At 74.4% G+C, this 15,621-nt stretch carries 15 protein-coding genes; 5 read left to right on the forward strand and 10 right to left on the reverse strand.

All coding sequences use genetic code 11. The annotated features are described in order from the left end of the window. Positions 1-240: 240 nt before the first annotated feature. Positions 241-777 carry an amidase family protein gene (locus ABZ914_RS30495; RefSeq protein WP_500197412.1) on the forward strand — a complete coding sequence of 179 codons (537 nt, stop codon included), beginning with the start codon at positions 241-243 and terminating at the stop codon, positions 775-777. On the opposite strand, the gene ABZ914_RS30500 is transcribed toward ABZ914_RS30495, so the two are convergent. After that, complete coding sequence (locus ABZ914_RS30500) at positions 764-1,777, reverse strand: alcohol dehydrogenase catalytic domain-containing protein (protein ID WP_500197413.1); 1,014 nt, start codon at positions 1,775-1,777, stop codon at positions 764-766. The two genes, ABZ914_RS30495 and ABZ914_RS30500, sit on opposite strands and share 14 nt — an antisense overlap. Before the next feature lie 161 nt (positions 1,778-1,938). Here ABZ914_RS30500 and ABZ914_RS30505 point away from each other — a divergent pair, with 161 nt between their 5' ends. Next, positions 1,939-2,634 (forward strand): TetR/AcrR family transcriptional regulator, encoded by a 696-nt coding sequence (locus tag ABZ914_RS30505; protein ID WP_433151699.1) that lies wholly within the window; start codon positions 1,939-1,941, stop codon positions 2,632-2,634. A gap of 36 nt (positions 2,635-2,670) precedes the next feature. Here the strand turns inward: ABZ914_RS30505 and ABZ914_RS30510 are convergent, their stop codons facing one another. Beyond that, the gene (locus ABZ914_RS30510; RefSeq protein WP_500197415.1) at positions 2,671-3,318 is read right to left on the reverse strand and encodes a TetR/AcrR family transcriptional regulator; all 648 of its coding nucleotides are present in this window, start codon (positions 3,316-3,318) and stop codon (positions 2,671-2,673) included. Between the two features lie 71 nt (positions 3,319-3,389). Here ABZ914_RS30510 and ABZ914_RS30515 point away from each other — a divergent pair, with 71 nt between their 5' ends. Both ABZ914_RS30515 and ABZ914_RS30520 read left to right on the forward strand, forming a co-directional pair. After that, positions 3,390-3,836, forward strand: coding sequence for a VOC family protein (locus tag ABZ914_RS30515; RefSeq protein WP_500197416.1), 447 nt, complete (start codon positions 3,390-3,392; stop codon positions 3,834-3,836). After that, positions 3,833-4,852, forward strand: a complete 1,020-nt coding sequence (locus ABZ914_RS30520; protein ID WP_500197418.1) for an aldo/keto reductase — start codon at positions 3,833-3,835, stop codon at positions 4,850-4,852. Before ABZ914_RS30515 ends, ABZ914_RS30520 begins: the two co-directional genes overlap by 4 nt. A 13-nt stretch (positions 4,853-4,865) precedes the next feature. On the opposite strand, the gene ABZ914_RS30525 is transcribed toward ABZ914_RS30520, so the two are convergent. The 4 genes from ABZ914_RS30525 to ABZ914_RS30540 form a co-directional block, all read right to left on the reverse strand. Beyond that, positions 4,866-5,519, reverse strand: a complete 654-nt coding sequence (locus ABZ914_RS30525) for a DUF1707 SHOCT-like domain-containing protein (protein WP_500197420.1) — start codon at positions 5,517-5,519, stop codon at positions 4,866-4,868. Between the two features lie 17 nt (positions 5,520-5,536). Then, positions 5,537-7,813 carry an FdhF/YdeP family oxidoreductase gene (locus ABZ914_RS30530; protein ID WP_500197421.1) on the reverse strand — a complete coding sequence of 759 codons (2,277 nt, stop codon included), beginning with the start codon at positions 7,811-7,813 and terminating at the stop codon, positions 5,537-5,539. 155 nt (positions 7,814-7,968) lie between these two features. After that, positions 7,969-9,057, reverse strand: a complete 1,089-nt coding sequence (locus tag ABZ914_RS30535; RefSeq protein WP_500197422.1) for a S1C family serine protease — start codon at positions 9,055-9,057, stop codon at positions 7,969-7,971. A gap of 174 nt (positions 9,058-9,231) precedes the next feature. After that, complete coding sequence (locus ABZ914_RS30540; RefSeq protein WP_500197424.1) at positions 9,232-10,212, reverse strand: phosphotriesterase family protein; 981 nt, start codon at positions 10,210-10,212, stop codon at positions 9,232-9,234. A 101-nt stretch (positions 10,213-10,313) separates the two neighbouring features. Here ABZ914_RS30540 and ABZ914_RS30545 point away from each other — a divergent pair, with 101 nt between their 5' ends. Then, entirely contained in the window at positions 10,314-10,940 is a 627-nt protein-coding gene (locus tag ABZ914_RS30545; protein ID WP_387023594.1) for a TetR/AcrR family transcriptional regulator, read from the forward strand. A gap of 27 nt (positions 10,941-10,967) precedes the next feature. Here ABZ914_RS30545 and ABZ914_RS30550 read toward each other — a convergent pair whose 3' ends face one another. The 4 genes from ABZ914_RS30550 to ABZ914_RS30565 form a co-directional block, all read right to left on the reverse strand. Next, positions 10,968-11,870 carry an LLM class flavin-dependent oxidoreductase gene (locus ABZ914_RS30550; protein WP_500197426.1) on the reverse strand — a complete coding sequence of 301 codons (903 nt, stop codon included), beginning with the start codon at positions 11,868-11,870 and terminating at the stop codon, positions 10,968-10,970. 19 nt (positions 11,871-11,889) lie between these two features. Beyond that, on the reverse strand, positions 11,890-13,128 hold the full coding sequence (locus ABZ914_RS30555) for a multidrug effflux MFS transporter (RefSeq protein WP_500197428.1): 1,239 nt from the start codon (positions 13,126-13,128) through the stop codon (positions 11,890-11,892). Next, positions 13,121-13,729, reverse strand: coding sequence for a malonic semialdehyde reductase (locus ABZ914_RS30560; RefSeq protein WP_500197429.1), 609 nt, complete (start codon positions 13,727-13,729; stop codon positions 13,121-13,123). The genes ABZ914_RS30555 and ABZ914_RS30560 overlap by 8 nt, the downstream gene beginning before the upstream one ends. A 142-nt stretch (positions 13,730-13,871) precedes the next feature. After that, the coding region (locus ABZ914_RS30565; RefSeq protein ID WP_500197431.1) for a TRAFAC clade GTPase domain-containing protein at positions 13,872-15,621 on the reverse strand (1,750 nt) is incomplete at its 5' end.

Genomic DNA, 15,621 nt, shown 5'->3' on the forward strand with positions numbered 1-15,621 from the left:
GCACCAGGCGCATTCGGGCAGGCTGGTCGTGCTCACAGGATGCCGCCGTGGCCGTCGGGGAGCCGGCCGTTGGCGTACCGGCGGACGGCGGCCTCGTGGACCCGCTCGGCGGTGGTGGTGTGCGCGCCGGGCGGGGGGGGGGGGGCCGACCGGGCGGGGCGGGGCGTGGCTTACCCCCGGCCCCCGGGCTTGGCCCGGTGCGCCCCGGGGGGGGCGGCCTGGGGGCCCGCCGCGGCGGAGGTGTTCACCGAGCTGGGCGCCAAGGTGGAGCAGGCCGACCCGGGCTTCGCCGACCCGGTCGCCGACTTCGAGGTGCTCTGGTTCGCCGGCGCGGCGAAGGTCGTCGAGCACCTCGGGCCCGAGCAGCGCGCGCGGCTCGACCCCGGCCTGCGCGAGATCTGCGAGCAGGGCGCCCGCTACTCGGCCGTCGAGTACCTGACCGCGACCGCGCGCCGCATGGAGCTCGGCCGGATCATGGGGCTGTTCCACGACCGCTACGACCTGCTGCTCACCCCGACCATGCCGATCGCCGCGTTCGAGGCCGGCCGGGAGGTCCCGCCGGGCTCGCCGTCGCCCCGCTGGACGTCCTGGACGCCGTTCACCTACCCGTTCAACATGACCCAGCAGCCCGCCGCGAGCCTGCCGTGCGGGTTCACCGCGGACGGGCTGCCGATCGGCCTCCAGGTCGTCGGCGCCCGGCACGCCGACGACCTGGTCATGGCCGCCTGCCGCGCCTACGAGCGGGCGCGGCCGTGGAGGCGGTTCAGCCGAACGTGATGACGGACCGGCCGTGGTGGCGGCCCTCGATCATCGTGGCGAGGACGGAGGGCGCCTCGTCCAGGGTGACCGGGGTGACGTCCGGGAGGATCCCGTGCGCGGCCGCGAACGCGAGGGTGTCGCGCAGGTCGTGCGGGGACCCCGACGGGGTGCCCATCACCCGCACCCGGTTCATCACGAGCAGCCCGGGCGCCACCTCCAGGTCGTCGGCACCGACGCCAAGGAACAGCAGGGTGCCGTCCGGGGCGACGCCGCCGAGCGCCGCCTGCGCGGGCGCGGTGCTCGGCGTGGTGTTCACGATGACGTCGGCGCCGCCCCAGTTCCGCAGCGCTTCGGCCGGGTCCTGCTCGTCGGTGGCGACGAAGAGTTCGGCGCCCCGGCGGCGCGTCTCGTCCTCGGCGCGGCGCGACCGGGACACCGCGGCGACGCGGGCGCCCATCGCGGCCGCGAACCGGATCGCCATCTCCCCGACGCCGCCGGTGCCGAGCACCGCGACGCGCGAGCCGGCCGTGGCGCCCGCGTGCCGCAGCCCGTTGAACGCGGTGATCCCGGCGCACATCAGCGGCGCCGCCGCGACCGGGTCCAGGCCGTCGGGCAGCGGGGTGACGAACCCGGCGCGGGCGATGTAGTACTCGGCGTACCCGCCGTCGTCGGTGATCCCGGTGACCCGGCGGGGCGCGCCGGTGCACAGGATCTGGTCGCCGCGCACGCACTGGTCGCAGCGCCCGCACGAGCCGTAGATCCACTGGCCGCCCACCGGCGTGCCGGGCGCGGGCCACTCCACGCCCGGTCCGAGCGCCTCGACGACCCCGCTGATCTCGTGGCCCGGCACGGTCGGGAACCGCGCGAACGGGTAGTTCCCGTGCACCAGCCCGACCTCGGAGAAGCACATCCCGCAGGCGGTGACCCTGACCAGGATCTCGCCGGGTCCCGGCTCCGGGACCTCCCGCTCGACGATCTCCAGCGGCTTGCCCTTTTCGGTGAGAACGGCGCTGCGCATCTCGCGTTCCTCTCGTAGACGGGGACGGCCGGATCGCGACCGCCTGAACCAACGATATACCCACTTCTATAGTGACGCTACATCGGGACGGGCCCGACCTCTGATATGCCCACGTCACGGTGGGCTAACGACGCTCGCCGGAGTTCTGTAACATTGATGTTGTGAGCGCGCAGAAGGACACCGACGGGCGGGACCGCATCCTGCGGGCGGCCGCCCGGCTGATCGCCGAATCCGGCGGCGAGCCCGTCTCCACCCGCGCCGTCTGCGCGGCCGCGGGCGTCGGCGCGCCCACCCTCTACCACCACTTCGGCGACAAGCAGGGCCTGTTCGACGCCGTCGCCGCGCACGGCTTCGAGGAGTACCTCGCGAGCAAGCGCGCCATGGCCGCGTCCGGGGACCCGCTCGAGGACCTGCGGCACGGCTGGGACGTGCACGTCGAGTTCGGCCTGACGAACCCGGCCGTCTACGCGCTGATGTACGGGACGCCGCGCACCACGCCCGCCGTCGACGAGGCGTACGCCATCCTGCTCGGCCTCGTCGGCGCCGTCGCCCGCGCGGGCCGCCTCCGCGTCCCGGTGGACGCCGCCGCGCAGATGATCCAGGCGGCCGGCGTCGGCGTCGTGCTCTTCCTCATCGCGAACGGGGACGACGGCGGCGGCCTGTCCGCCCGCACCCGCGAGGCCGTCCTCGCCGCGGTGACCGTCCCGGACGACCCGTCGGACGAGCCCGCCCCCCGCGGCACCCGCGCCGCCTCCGCGGTCGCCCTGCGCGCCGCCCTGGCCGCCGACCCGCCGGCCGCACTGACGCCCGCCGAGACGGCCCTCCTCTCGGAATGGCTGGACCGCCTCACCGACTGACCCACACCCTGGCCCGCGCGCCCCATAGGGCTGGGGTCACGCGGGTTCCGGTGCGTCGGTGCCGTAGAGAGTCGAGGTCCAGGCGTTGGTGAGGACGTCGATGAGGACCTCCTCGTCGTCGAACGGCGGGACTCCGGTCGCGGCCAGGTAGTAGAGGCGCTCGCCGAGCCAGGTCAGCGAGGCGGCCACGGCGCGCGTGTCCATGGAGCCGAGCCGTTCGCTCGCGTGCGGGTCGGACTCGATGCGCGCGGTGGCGGCCTCGGTGAACAGGTCCATCTGTTCGAGCCACAGTTTCCGCAGGTCCTCGTCCGATCCCCAGCTCTCCACGATGGCCGCGAGCACGCCGGCGTTGTCGCGCCACAGCCGTGCTCCGTCGGCCACGCCCGCCCGGAGCGCCGAGACCGGGTCCTGCCGCTCGTCGATCCACGGGCGGGCCGCCTGCTGCCCCTGCGCGACGGCCTCGCGCACGAGTTCGCCGAGCACGGCCTGCTTGCTCGGGAAGTAGAAGTAGAAGCTGGCCCGCGAGACCCCGGCGGCGGCCAGGATGTCGGCCACGCTCAGAGCGTCGAAGCGGTGCTCGCGCAGCAGCTCGCGCGTGGCGGACAGGATCCGCTCCCGCAGCTCGGCGGAGGCCGGGGATGTTCCGGATCGGCGGGTGGGGTTCACGGGCCGCTTCGAAGGCATGCGCACCATCATAGCCGTGCCCGAACATTATGTATGGACATGGTGTCCAGACACACTGTATGGTCCGGGTCATGACGCAGATAGCGATTCATTTGGTCGTCGGCGACCCGGACCAGGCCGCCTCCTGGTACGCCGAGGCGTTCGGGGCGCGGGAGACGAGCCGCCTCACGCTCCCCGGCGGCCGCACCCTGACCGTGGAACTCCTGCTCGGCGACACGGTCCTCGCGGTGGCGGGGGAGATGCCCGAGCGGGGCATGCGCACCCCGGCCGCGCTGGGCGGCACGCCTGCCGCCCTCCATGTCGAGGTCTCCGACGTGGACGCGGCCTCCGCCCGCGCGCTGCGGGCCGGCGCCACGGTCTTCGAACCGGTGCACGACGCGTTCTGGGGCGACCGCACCGGCCAGTTCCTGGACCCGTTCGGGCACCGCTGGGCCCTGGACCAGCACGTGCGGGACGTGTCGCAGGAGGAGATCGCCGAGCGGGCCGCCGAACTGTTCGGCGGATCGGCGACGGCATGAGGTACCGCACTCTGGGGACGAGCGGCCTCCGGGTCTCCGACCTGGTCCTGGGCGCGATGACGTTCGGGGAGCAGGGCGGGGTCGGCGCGCCGATGCCGGAATGCCGGCGGATGCTGGACCTGTACGCCGAGGCCGGCGGCAACATGATCGACACCGCCGTCAACTACCGGGACGGGGCGAGCGAGGAGTTCCTGGGCGAGCTGCTGGGCCGCCGCCGCGAGTCGTTCGTCCTCGGGACGAAGTACACGGTCTCCCGCGACCGCGCCGACCCCAACGCCGCCGGGAACCACCGCAAGAACCTGCGCGCGTCCCTGGAGACCAGCCTCCGCCGCCTGCGCACCGACTACCTGGACGTCTACTGGGTGCACATGTGGGACCGGCACACGCCGATCGAGGAGACGATGCGGGCGCTGGACGACGCGGTGCGGGCGGGCAAGGTGCTGTACGTCGGCATCTCCGACGCCCCGGCCTGGATCGTGGCCCGCGCCAACACGCTGGCGCAGTGGCACGGCTGGAGCCCGTTCATCGGCCTGCAGGTGCCCTACAGCCTGCTCCAGCGCGACATCGAACGCGAGCTGCTGCCGATGGCCGAGTCGCTCGGCCTCGGCGTCACCGCGTGGAGCCCGCTGGCCGGCGGGGTGCTGACCGGCAAGTACGGGCGCCCGGACTCCGCCGCCGGCGGCCGGCTGGACTCGGCGTCCCTCTCGGACCGGGACCACGCCGTCGCCCGGGCCGTCCAGGACGTCGCCGGAGAGATCGGCGCCACGCCCTCGCAGGTGGCGATCGCATGGACGGCGCACCGCTCCCGTGCGATCCACCCCATCGTCGGAGCCCGCACCGCGGACCAGCTCCGCGACAACCTCGCCGCCGCCGACCTCGTCCTCCCGCCAGAGACCGTCACCCGCCTGGAGGAGGCCACCGGCTTCACCCTCGGATTTCCCGGCGACTTCATCGCCCAGACGTCCTCGTGGGTCTTCGGCTCCGCCCTGGTCGACCGGACCAGCGCGGCGCCGTAGCCCTGCGGGCGGCTCAGGCGCCGGGGTCGGGGTTCTTCAGTTCCTTGCGGAGCCTCTTCCGCTGGCGCCGGGCCCTGCGCTTGACGTCCACGCCGCCCCAGAACGCGAAACCCCTCACGACGACCGTGGGGGAGCCGGGCGCGCCCACGGCGCTCGCGCCGTGGTCGAACCCGCCCATCACGCCGATGCCCTTGACGTGCACCGTGATGTCGTCGGGCACGATGACCTGGACGCCGCCCATGAAGGCGAACGCGCGGATCGTCACCTCGGGCTCGGTGAAGCGGGCCTCGCGCAGGTCGATCTTGCCGCCGCCCCAGAACGCGAACGCGGTGAACGCGCGGGGGACGTTCCACACGCCGGTCCGGGTGAAGCCGCTCATGACGCCGATCCCGGACGACCAGGACGGGGCGCCGTCGACCGGGCGCCAGTCGGCGCCGCCGAGGGGAGCGGGCGCGGCGCCGGCCCCCGCCGCCGGCAGGTCGCGGGTGAGCGGCTCCAGGTCGGCGTAGGTCTTCGCCGCGTACACCGCGTCCAGGCGCTCGTCGAGCTCGTCGAGCGTGAGCCGCCCCTCGCCGGCCGCGTCGCGCAGCACCTGCGCGACCCGGTCCCGGTCGGCGTCACCGGCCCGCATCTCCGGCGTACCGGCGGGCTCCGGCAGGTTCGTCATGCCCCGAGCCTAGACGGTCAGGCCGGGACCAGACGGACGATCACGGACTTGGAGGTGGGGGTGTTGCTGACCTCGGCGGTGCTGTCGAGGGGGACGAGGACGTTCGTCTCCGGGAAGTAGGCGGCGGCGCAGCCGCGGGCGGTCGGGTAGGCCACGACGCGGAAGGCGGGGGCGCGGCGCTCGACGCCGTCGGACCACTCCGACACCAGGTCGACCACGGTGCCGTCGGCGATGCCGAGGCCGGCCAGGTCCTCCGGGTTGACGAACACGACGCGGCGCCCCGCCTTGACGCCGCGGTAGCGGTCGTCCAGGCCGTAGATGGTGGTGTTGTACTGGTCGTGGCTGCGGACGGTCTGGAGCAGCAGCCGGCCCTCGGGGACGCGCAGCACCTCCAGCTCGTTGACGGTGAGGTTGGCCTTGCCGGTGGCGGTCGGGAAGCGGCGCTCGTCGCGCGGCGCGTGCGGGAGGGTGAAGCCGCCGGGCTCGCGGACGCGGGCGTTGTAGCCGGCGAAGCCGGGGACGACGCGGGACACGTGGTCGCGGATCACGTCGTAGTCGCGTTCCATCGCGTCCCAGGCGATGCCGGACGCGCCGAGCGTCGCGCGGGCGAGGCGGCAGACGATCGCGACCTCGGAGAGCAGGTGCTCGGAGGCGGGCGCGAGGCGGCCGCGGGAGGCGTGCACCATGCCCATCGAGTCCTCGACCGAGACGAACTGCGGCCCGGACTCCTGCTCGTCGCGCTCGGTGCGGCCGAGCGTCGGCAGGATGAGGGCGAGCTCGCCGGTCACCGCGTGCGAGCGGTTCAGCTTCGTCGACACCTGCGCGGTGAGCCGGCAGGAGCGCAGCGCCTTCTCGGTGACGTCGGAGTCGGGCGTGGCGCGGACGAAGTTGCCGCCCATGCCGAAGAACACCTTCGCCTTGCCGTCGCGCATGGCGCGGATCGCGTCGACGGTGTCGAGGCCGTGCTCGCGCGGCGGCTCGAACGCGAACTCCGCGGCGAGCGCGTCGAGGAACTCGGGCTTGGGCTTCTCGTAGATGCCCATCGTCCGGTCGCCCTGGACGTTGGAGTGGCCGCGGACGGGGCAGACGCCCGCGCCGGGCCGGCCGATGTTGCCGCGCAGCAGCAGGAAGTTGACGACCTCGCGGATCGTCGGCACCGAGTTGCGGTGCTGGGTGAGGCCCATCGCCCAGCACACCACGATCCGCTCCGCCGCGAGGACGTCCCCGAGCGTCGCGGCGATCTCGCCGCGGGTCAGCCCGGTCGCCTCCAGGACGTCGTCCCAGTCGAGGCCGCGGACGTGCTTCTCGAACGCCTCGAACCCGTGGGTGTGGGCGTCGAGGAACTCCCGGTCGAGGGCGCCGGGCGCGTCGGACTCCAGGAGCATCCGGTTCAGCGCCTGGAAGAGCGCGAGGTCGCCGTTCAGCCGGATCTGCAGGAACCGGTCGGCGAGCGCGGTGCCGCGCCCGGTGACGCCGGACGGCCGCTGCGGGTTCTTGAACCGCATCAGCCCGGCCTCCGGCAGCGGGTTCACCGCGACGATCCGCGCGCCGCCCTTCTTGGCCCGTTCCAGCGCGGACAGCATGCGGGGGTGGTTGGTGCCGGGGTTCTGCCCGACGACGAAGATCAGGTCGGCCTGGTAGAGGTCTTCCAGCAGCACCGAGCCCTTGCCGACGCCGATCGTCTCGCCGAGCGCCGACCCGGACGACTCGTGGCACATGTTGCTGCAGTCGGGCAGGTTGTTGGTGCCGAACGCGCGGGCGAACAGCTGGTAGGCGAACGCCGCCTCGTTGCTGGTGCGCCCCGAGGTGTAGAAGACGGCCTCGTCGGGGGAGTCCAGCGCGTTCAGCTCCGCCGCCAGCAGCCCGATCGCCTCGTCCCACGACACCGGCTCGTAGTGCGCGGACCCGGCGCGCTTCAGCATCGGCTCGGTCAGCCGGCCCTGCTGCCCGAGCCAGTGGTCGGAGCGCCCGGCCAGCTCGTCCACGGTGTGCGCGGCGAAGAACTCGCGGGTGACGCGGCGCGTCGTGGCCTCCTCCGCGACGGCCTTGGCGCCGTTCTCGCAGAACTCGGCGACGTGCCGGTGGTCGCCCTCCGGCCAGGCGCAGCCGGGGCAGTCGAACCCCTGCTTCTGGTTGACGCGCAGCAGCGTCAGCGCCGTCCGGCGGACGCCCATCTGGTCGTAGGACTGGCGCAGCGCCGCCGTGACACCGGGAACGCCGGCCGCCCACGTCTTCGGCTCCGACACCCGCATTCCGGTGTCGTCGAAGTCATCGGCGGGCGCCTTGCGGGTCATCGTTCACATCCTCGCGGTCGGGTGCCTCCACTGTCGCACGTCGCGGGCCTTTCGCGTGCCCGCGAGTTGCGTCCAGCGGAAGCCCGAGCGCCGTCGCGACGACGCCCGTGGCGACGCACGGCTACTGCGGCCGCCCGGCTACCGCGGCGGGCCGGCTACTGCGGCGGGCCGTCGGCCAGGCGGAGCGCGGCGGCCGACCGGGTGCCCTGCGCGGTGAACCATTCCAGCCGGACGGTCTCGCCGGGATGGTGCGCGAGCATCAGCCCGGTGAGCGTCGTCGGCGAGTCGACCGTGGCGCCGCCGAGCGAGATGATCGTGGCGCCGACCGGGACGCCGGCCTCGTCGGCCGGGGTGCCGGGCACGACCTCGGCGACCTGGGCGCCCTGCGTGTCGCCGGAGCGGACCTTCACCCCGAGCATGGCGGTCGGGCCGATGTGCACGGTCGACGACGCCTGGCCGCGGGCGATCTGCCGGGCGATCGCGAGGGCCCGGTCGGACGGGATGGCGTAGCCGCGGTGGGTGCCCTTCTGCTTGGACTTGCCGACGGTGAACGACGCGGACGCCGCGGTGTTGATGCCGATGACCCGGCCGCGGGTGTTCAGCAGCGGTCCGCCGGAGTCGCCCGGCCTGATCGGCGCGCTCGTCTCGATCATGCCGGTGAGCCGCTCGGAGGTGCCGTCGCTGTCGTCGCGGGCGGTGACCGTCTGGTCCAGCGAGGTGACCTTGCCGGTGACGACCGTCGGGGTGCCGCCCTTGCCGCCGGCGTTGCCGACGGCGGTGACCGGGTCCCCGACGCCCACCGCGGACGGGTCGCCGAACACGGCGGCCTTCAGCCGGGAGGCGCCGAACAGCCGGATCACGGCGACGTCGCTCTGCCGGTCGTAGCCGACGATCTGTGCGGTGTAGGAGCGCCGGTTGTCGGTGTCGGTGCCCTTGATCGTGGTGGCGCCCTGGATGACGTGGTTGTTGGTCAGCACCAGCCCGGAGGGGTCCATGACGATCCCGGTGCCGGCGGCGCGGGTGCTGTTCAGGCCCTGCTCGGTGTCGATGTTGACGACGCCGGGGCGCCGCCCGCTCGGCTTCTCGTGCTGGACGACGGGCGTCTTGACCGGCGGCGGGACGTCCTCCGGGCCCGCGCCGCCGCGGTCGAGCGCCTGGCAGCCGGGCGCGACGAGGACCAGCAGCGCCATCAGCAGCATGGGGATCGCGGCGCGGAGCCCGCGATGCTCGAAGACCTCGTTCACCGGCGCCTCCTAGCAGTTTCCACCCATGATTCCCGATCCGGGCGGAATAGTCCTTGAGACGGGTTCCTGGCCATCCTTGTGGATAACCGTTAACCGTGAATCCCGTCCCAGCGGGACGCGGGCGCCGGCGATCTCTCGCGGGCGCGGCGCTGCCGGTCGGCGCGTCGCGCGCCCTCAGCGGGAGAAGTAGCGGCGCGGGTTCGCGACGAGCATCTGGTCGATCTGCCCGTCCGGCACGCCCGCCTCGCGCAGTGCGGGCAGCACGTCGTCGCTGATGTGCCGGTAGTTCCAGTTCGGCGCGAACGCCGGCACGGTCGCCGGGTCGGGGCCGAACCAGTCGATGAAGCAGCTCGCGTCGTGGCTGAGCACCATCCGGTCGGCGTAGCCGCGCTCGCACAGCGCCGCGACGGTCCGGACCCGGTCGGCGGTCGGGTTGATGACGTCGAGGCCGAACCGGTCCATGCCGAGGATCGCGCCGGTGTCCGCCAGCTCCATCAGGTAGTCGAGGTCGTTGCTGTCCCCGGCGTGCCCGACGACGACCTTGCTGAGGTCGACGCCCTCCTTGCCGAGGATCTCCACGACCGTCCGGCCCGCGTGGATCGAGCTCTCGGTGTGCACCGTCACCGGGGCGCCCGTCTCCCGGTGCGCGGCCGCGACGGCCCGCAGCACCCGCTCGACGCCGGGGGTGAGGCCCGGGGCGTCCATCGCGCACTTGAGGAACGCGGCCTTGACGCCGGTGTCGGCGATGCCCTGCGTCAGGTCGCGGACGAAGTAGCCGGTCATCGGGTCGGAGCCGGTGTCCAGCAGCGTGCCCGGCCCGCGGTGGTGGAACTGGAACGGCAGGTCGTTGTAGGTGTAGATGCCGGTCGCCGCGATGATGTTGAGCTCGGGGACCTGCTCGGCGATCCGCTGGATGCGCGGGATGTAGCGGCCGAGGCCCCACACGGTCGGGTCCGCGATCGTCGTGATGCCGCGCGCGGGCAGCTCCCGGAGCTTGGCCACCGCGTCGGCGACCTTCTCCTCCTCGTCCCACCAGTCGCCCGCGCCGTAGTTCTCGACATGCTCGGCGCTGAGGCAGAAGACGTGCTCGTGCATGTACGTGCGGCCCAGGGCGGCGACGTCGACGGGTCCGCGGACGGTCTCGACTGCGGGCATCAGGGGTCTCCCTCGATCCAGGCGGGACGGGTGCATACCGACCGGTCGGTTTCTGGCAAGCTATGTCCGTGGACGCGGGCGCGTCAATGGGAGGAGCGCCGATGACCGAGACCCAGCCTACGGACGCCGCGGCGGACGGCGCGGGGGCGGCGCCGGTCCGGCGCAGCCCCGTGGAGCGGCGCATCCTGGACGCCGCCCTGCGGCTGTTCGCCGAGCGCGGCTTCGACGGGACGTCCGTCCAGGGCATCGTCGAGGCCGCCGAGGTCACCAAGGGCGCCCTCTACCACTACTTCGACTCCAAGGACGCCCTGCTCTACGAGATCTACCACTCGCTCATCGCGCGGCAGCTCGCCGACCTCGACGCCGTCCTCGCCGAGGGGCTGCCGCCGCGCGAGGCCGTCCGCCGGGTGCTCACCGGGCTGATCCTCAGCACCGCCGAGCACATCGACGAGGCGAAGGTGTTCGGCCGCGAGATGCACCGCCTCGACGACGTCCGCATGCACGCCGTCCGCGCCGACCGCCGCCGCTACCACAACACCTTCCGCGGGCTCGTCGAGCAGGGCAAGCGGGACGGCTCGTTCACCACCCCGACGCCCGCCGACACCGTCACGATCGTCGCGCTCGGCATGGTCAACCAGCTCCCGCGCTGGTACCGGGCCGACGGCCCGAAGCCCGCCGCCGAACTGGCCGCCGAGGTCGCCGACTTCATCCTCGCCGCCCTCGACTGACGAGCGGCCCGGCCGCGACGCGACGACTCAGCGGCGGGTCTGGAGGGGCAGCGCCGCGTCGCGGACGTCGGCGAGTTCGGCGTCCCAGTCGTCCGGGGCGGACAGCGGGGCGAGGACGAACTTCGACAGGCCCGCCTCCACCAGCCGCTTCAGGTGCGCCTCCAGGCCGTCGAGGTCGGGGACGACGTCGGCGGGGTCGGCCGGGCCGCTGACGCGGCGGACGCGCGCGAACCGGGCCGCCGCCTCCTCCGGCAGGGGGCCGCGCCGGTACGGGACGACGGCGCCGAAGTGCTCCTCCTCGATCTCGCGTCCGGCGGCAGCGGCGGCGTCCCGCACCGCGATCCGGCCGCGCTCGGCCTCCGCGGGCGTGGTGAACGCGGCGAGCCAGCCGTCCGACAGCCGCCCGGTGCGGCGCAGCTCCGCGTCCGACGTCCCGCCCATCCACACGTCGAAGCCGCCCTTGACGGGCCTCGGCTCGATCCGCAGGCCGTCGTAGCGGAAGCGCGGTCCGTCGTGGACGACGGCGTCGCCGGCCCAGAAGCGGCGCAGCAGCGGCAGCGCCTCCTCGAAGATCGCGGCGCGCTCCTCGCGGCGGACGCCGAACGCCTGCTGCTCGGCGGGCAGCCGCTGGCCGAGCCCGAACGCGGGCAGCAGCCGGCCGCGCGCCAGCACGTCCAGCGACGCCAGCTCCTTGGCGAGCAGGGCGGGGGAGCGGCCGGGCACGGTCATGACCGCGGTGCCGAGCTTGATCCTGGACGTCAGCGCCGCCGCGTGCGTGAGCACGACGACGGGATCGAGCGTCGGTCCGGACGCCCGCTCGGACACCCAGAGCGAGTCGAAGCCCTCGCGCTCGAGGCCGAGGACGAGGGCGGTGAGGGAGTCGGGTCCGAGCGCGCCGGACGCGGGGGCCATGCCGATGCGAACGATCACGTCCCGACCGTACGCACGGTCAGTTCGCTGACGCAACCCTCGACGGCGCGGCCGCGGCGACGGCGGCGGCGAGCAGCGACAGCACCGCGATCGTCACCGCCATGGGCACCGCCGTGCGCGGCCCGGCGATCCCGGCGAGCGGCCCGGCGGCCCCGCCGAGCGCGAACTGCGACAGCCCGAGCAGCGCCGACGCGCTCCCGGTGACCCGCGGCGGGCGGCCGGCCAGCGCGAGCGCCGTCGCGTTCGGCATGATCAGCCCCTGCCCGGACGCGACGAGGAACAGCGCCGGCAGCACCGCGGGCAGCCCGCCGCCGGCCAGCACCGCGCCGAGGAGCAGCAGCCCGCCCGCCGCGACGGTCGCCAGTCCCGCCGCCATCAGCCGGCCCAGTGCGACGCGCCCGGCGAGCCACCCGCTGACCCGGCCCGCGGCGACGATGCCCAGCGAGTTCACGCCGAAGGCGACGCTGAACGCCTGCGGCGACAGGTGGTAGATGTCCTGGAGGACGAACGGCGAGCCGGAGATGTAGGTGAACATCGCGGCGAACGCCAGCGCGAGCGCCAGCGCGGGGCTGGTGAACGACCGGTCGCGCGCGAGCGCCCCGAACGTCGCGACGGTCGCGCGCAGGCCGCCGGTCTCCCGCCGCTCCGGCGGCAGCGTCTCGCCGAGCCCGGCGAGCGTCGCCAGCAGCAGCGCGACGCCGATCCCGGTCAGCACCCCGAACACGCCGGGCCACGGCATGACCCGCAGCAGCTGCCCGCCGATGACCGGCGCCAGGATCGGCGCGAGGCCGTTGACCAGCATCAGCGAGGAGAAGAACCGCGCCGCCGCCACCCCGTCGTACAGGTCCCGGACGACGGCGCGCGCGATCACGATCCCCGCCGCCCCGGCCGCGCCCTGCACGACCCGCAGCGCGATCAGCGTCTCCACGTTCGGCGCCGCGACGCACAGCAGCGACGCGACGGCGTACGCGGCCAGCCCGGCGAGCAGCGGCCTGCGCCGCCCGAGCGCGTCGCTCAGCGGCCCCGCGACGGCCTGGCCGGCGGCCAGCCCGACCACGCAGGCGGTCAGGGTGAGCTGCGCCTGGAACGCCCCGGTCGACAGGTCGGACGCGACCCTGGGCAGCGCCGGCAGGTACATGTCGATCGACAGCGGCGCCATCGCGCTCAGCGCGCCCAGCACCAGGACCAGCACGAGCCGCCGGTCCGCGCGGGCGGCCGCGCCCGCGGGCGCGGCCGTCCCGGCGGGGGGTTCAGACAACCTTCACCGCCTGCTCGAACTCGAGGCGCGGGTTGCGGGGGAACCAGGCGTCCGGGCCGGGCCGGCCGGCGTTGACGACGGCGATGGCGCGCTGGTTGCCCTCCAGGAACTCCTTCTCGACGGCGTCGGCGTCGAAGCCCGCCATCGGGCCGGCGGCGAGGCCGGCGGCGCGGATGCCGAGGATGAGGTAGCCGAGCTGGATGGAGGCGTTGAAGCGGGCCATGGCGGGGCGGCCGGGGCTGTCGTGCAGGGCCTCGCGGGCGCCCTCCTTGTGCGGGAAGGTGACCGGGAGGTGCTCGTGGAAGTCCTCGTCGGCGGCGACGATGAGGGTGAGCGGCGCGGACGCGGTCTTGGCGCGGTTGCCCTCGGCCATCAGCGGCAGCAGCCGCTCGCGGGCCTGCGGGGTGCGGACGGCGACGAGGCGCAGCGGCTGGGCGTTCATCGCGGTCGGCGCCCACTTGACCAGGTCGTAGATCGCGCGGAGCTGCTCGTCGGTCACGGGCTCGGAGCTGAAGGTGTTGGCGGTGCGGGCCTCGCGGAACAGCAGGTCCTGCGCGGACGCGTCGATGGCGAGCAGCCCTTCGGGCGCGATCGTCGTCATGTCTCCACCTCTCGGTCGGCTGGGGGAGCCGGCGGGGTCGGCCGGTTCCGAGAGGCTGTAACCGGATGACGGTCCGTTATCTGCCGCGTCAGGGAGTGCGATCCGTCACACCCGGGACGGGCCGCGGGACCCGGCGGCGCGTTCAGTACGGGAACCGTTCGGCGGCGGCGACCACGGCGCCGGTGACGGCCGCGACGGTGAGCACCGACAGCCCGCACAGCACCGCCCAGCGTCCGGCCTGGTAGCCGGCGGGGACGCGGGCCGAGCCGCGCCCGCGGACCGGCCAGGGGGCGCGCAGCGGCGCGGTGCCGGGGACCTCCTGCGCGTCGCCGGCGGTGAGGGGGTGGTCGCCGCCGGACGGGGCGGCGGGGGCGAGCCCGGACGCCCAGCCGAGCAGGTCCGCGACGTCGGCGGGCTCGGTGGCGAGGCCGGAGGCGAGGTAGCGGACCTGCCCGGCGACCTGGTCGAGGGTGCGGACGGTGTTGCCGAGCCCGACGCCGCCGAGCCAGGCCCGGACGTCGCCGTCGTGGCCGAGGCAGCGGCCGATCTCGGTGCGGACGAGCAGGTCGGCCTTGGTGACGATGACCGCGACGCGCTTCTGCCGGCCCTGGTCGGACCGGGAGCGCAGGTCGTTCAGGACCCGCTGGAGGGTGTCGGCGGGGTCCTCCTCCGAGGAGGCGGCGGCCTGGTCGACGAGGTCCCGCTCGTCCTCGGTGAGCGCGCGGCGGACCTGCGGGAGCGCGAACGGGTCGACGACGAACAGCAGCGCCTCGCCGTGGTCGAGGTAGCGCAGCGACTCGACCTCGGTGGCGCCGGTGTAGTGCTCGCCCGCCGGGTCGAACAGGTACAGGATGCGGCGGGCGCGGCCGGGCAGGTCGACGTCGACCATGGTGGCGAGCGGCAGCTCCGGGCCGGTCTTGGCGGGGCGCCCGCCGCTCTGGAACTCGCGGATCGCGCCCGCGTACGCCTGCGCGTGCCGCTGCTCCACGAACGCCAGCCGCCCCTGGACGGACCGGGCGCGCGCGTGCAGCGCCCGGATGCCGAGGAACATGAACGTGGTCTTCCCCGCGGCGGGCCCGCCGACGAAGGGCAGCGGCTCGACGCGGACGCGCCCGATGCGCTCGGGGAGGCGGCCGCCGCAGTGCGGGCAGTACGCGGCGAGCCGGAACCGGCCGAGCGGGACGGTCGTGGGGAGCCGCGCGCCGCACCGGCACACGTGCCGGAACGCCCCGGCGGCCCCCGGCGACAGGCGCCGGTGGCGGGCGCCGCATCCCGGGCACTCGTACTCGGGCAGGCCGATGCGCTCGTAGCAGAACGGGTGCGGGCAGGTCTGCAGGATCCGCCCGTACGCCATGAAGACCCGCTCGACGGCCGCGAGGACCAGCACGCACGCCAGCCACGCCCCCAGCCCGACCGCGGCGACGACCCCGTACAGGACGGTCAGCGCCAGCACGAACCCCGCCGCCGGGACGGCCGCCGCCGCGATCCCCGCGCACAGCGACAGCCAGATCGGGAACGCGAAGAACCCCCACGGCCCGCCGAGCAGCGTCCGGGTGAGCCGGACGACGATGCCGGACGCGATCCGGTACACCTGCGGCACGACCGTCCGGCTGATCGTCCACCAGTCCCGCCACACCTGGACGAGCAGGTAGTTGCGGTAGGCGACGTCCGGCGGGGCGACGGGGGACGGCCCGTCGAGCGCGGACGGCGCCAGCGTGCGGCACGCGTTCAGGTAGTAGAGGCCGAGCGCGGCGGCGCCCGCGACGATCAGCGTCGCGGGGAACAGCACCGGGAACACGTACCAGAACCCGAGCCACATCGCCCCCGCCCACACGGCGACCAGCAGGAGCGCGATCAGGATCTGCACGGGCTCACCTCCCCTCGTCCCCGGC

Source organism: Spirillospora sp. NPDC046719 (assembly GCF_040645715.1).
In the GTDB taxonomy this organism is placed as follows: domain Bacteria; phylum Actinomycetota; class Actinomycetes; order Streptosporangiales; family Streptosporangiaceae; genus Spirillospora.

What these genes read in the sequence shown, in the direction of transcription:
- ABZ914_RS30540 (WP_500197424.1), bottom strand. Translation starts at nt 10,212, where the DNA reads ATGCCCGCAGTCGAGACCGTCCGCGGACCCGTCGACGTCGCCGCCCTG.
- ABZ914_RS30500 (WP_500197413.1), bottom strand. Translation starts at nt 1,777, where the DNA reads ATGCGCAGCGCCGTTCTCACCGAAAAGGGCAAGCCGCTGGAGATCGTC.
- ABZ914_RS30515 (WP_500197416.1), top strand. Translation starts at nt 3,390, where the DNA reads ATGACGCAGATAGCGATTCATTTGGTCGTCGGCGACCCGGACCAGGCC.
- ABZ914_RS30560 (WP_500197429.1), bottom strand. Translation starts at nt 13,729, where the DNA reads ATGACGACGATCGCGCCCGAAGGGCTGCTCGCCATCGACGCGTCCGCG.
- ABZ914_RS30510 (WP_500197415.1), bottom strand. Translation starts at nt 3,318, where the DNA reads ATGCCTTCGAAGCGGCCCGTGAACCCCACCCGCCGATCCGGAACATCC.
- ABZ914_RS30520 (WP_500197418.1), top strand. Translation starts at nt 3,833, where the DNA reads ATGAGGTACCGCACTCTGGGGACGAGCGGCCTCCGGGTCTCCGACCTG.
- ABZ914_RS30530 (WP_500197421.1), bottom strand. Translation starts at nt 7,813, where the DNA reads ATGACCCGCAAGGCGCCCGCCGATGACTTCGACGACACCGGAATGCGG.
- ABZ914_RS30525 (WP_500197420.1), bottom strand. Translation starts at nt 5,519, where the DNA reads ATGACGAACCTGCCGGAGCCCGCCGGTACGCCGGAGATGCGGGCCGGT.
- ABZ914_RS30545 (WP_387023594.1), top strand. Translation starts at nt 10,314, where the DNA reads ATGACCGAGACCCAGCCTACGGACGCCGCGGCGGACGGCGCGGGGGCG.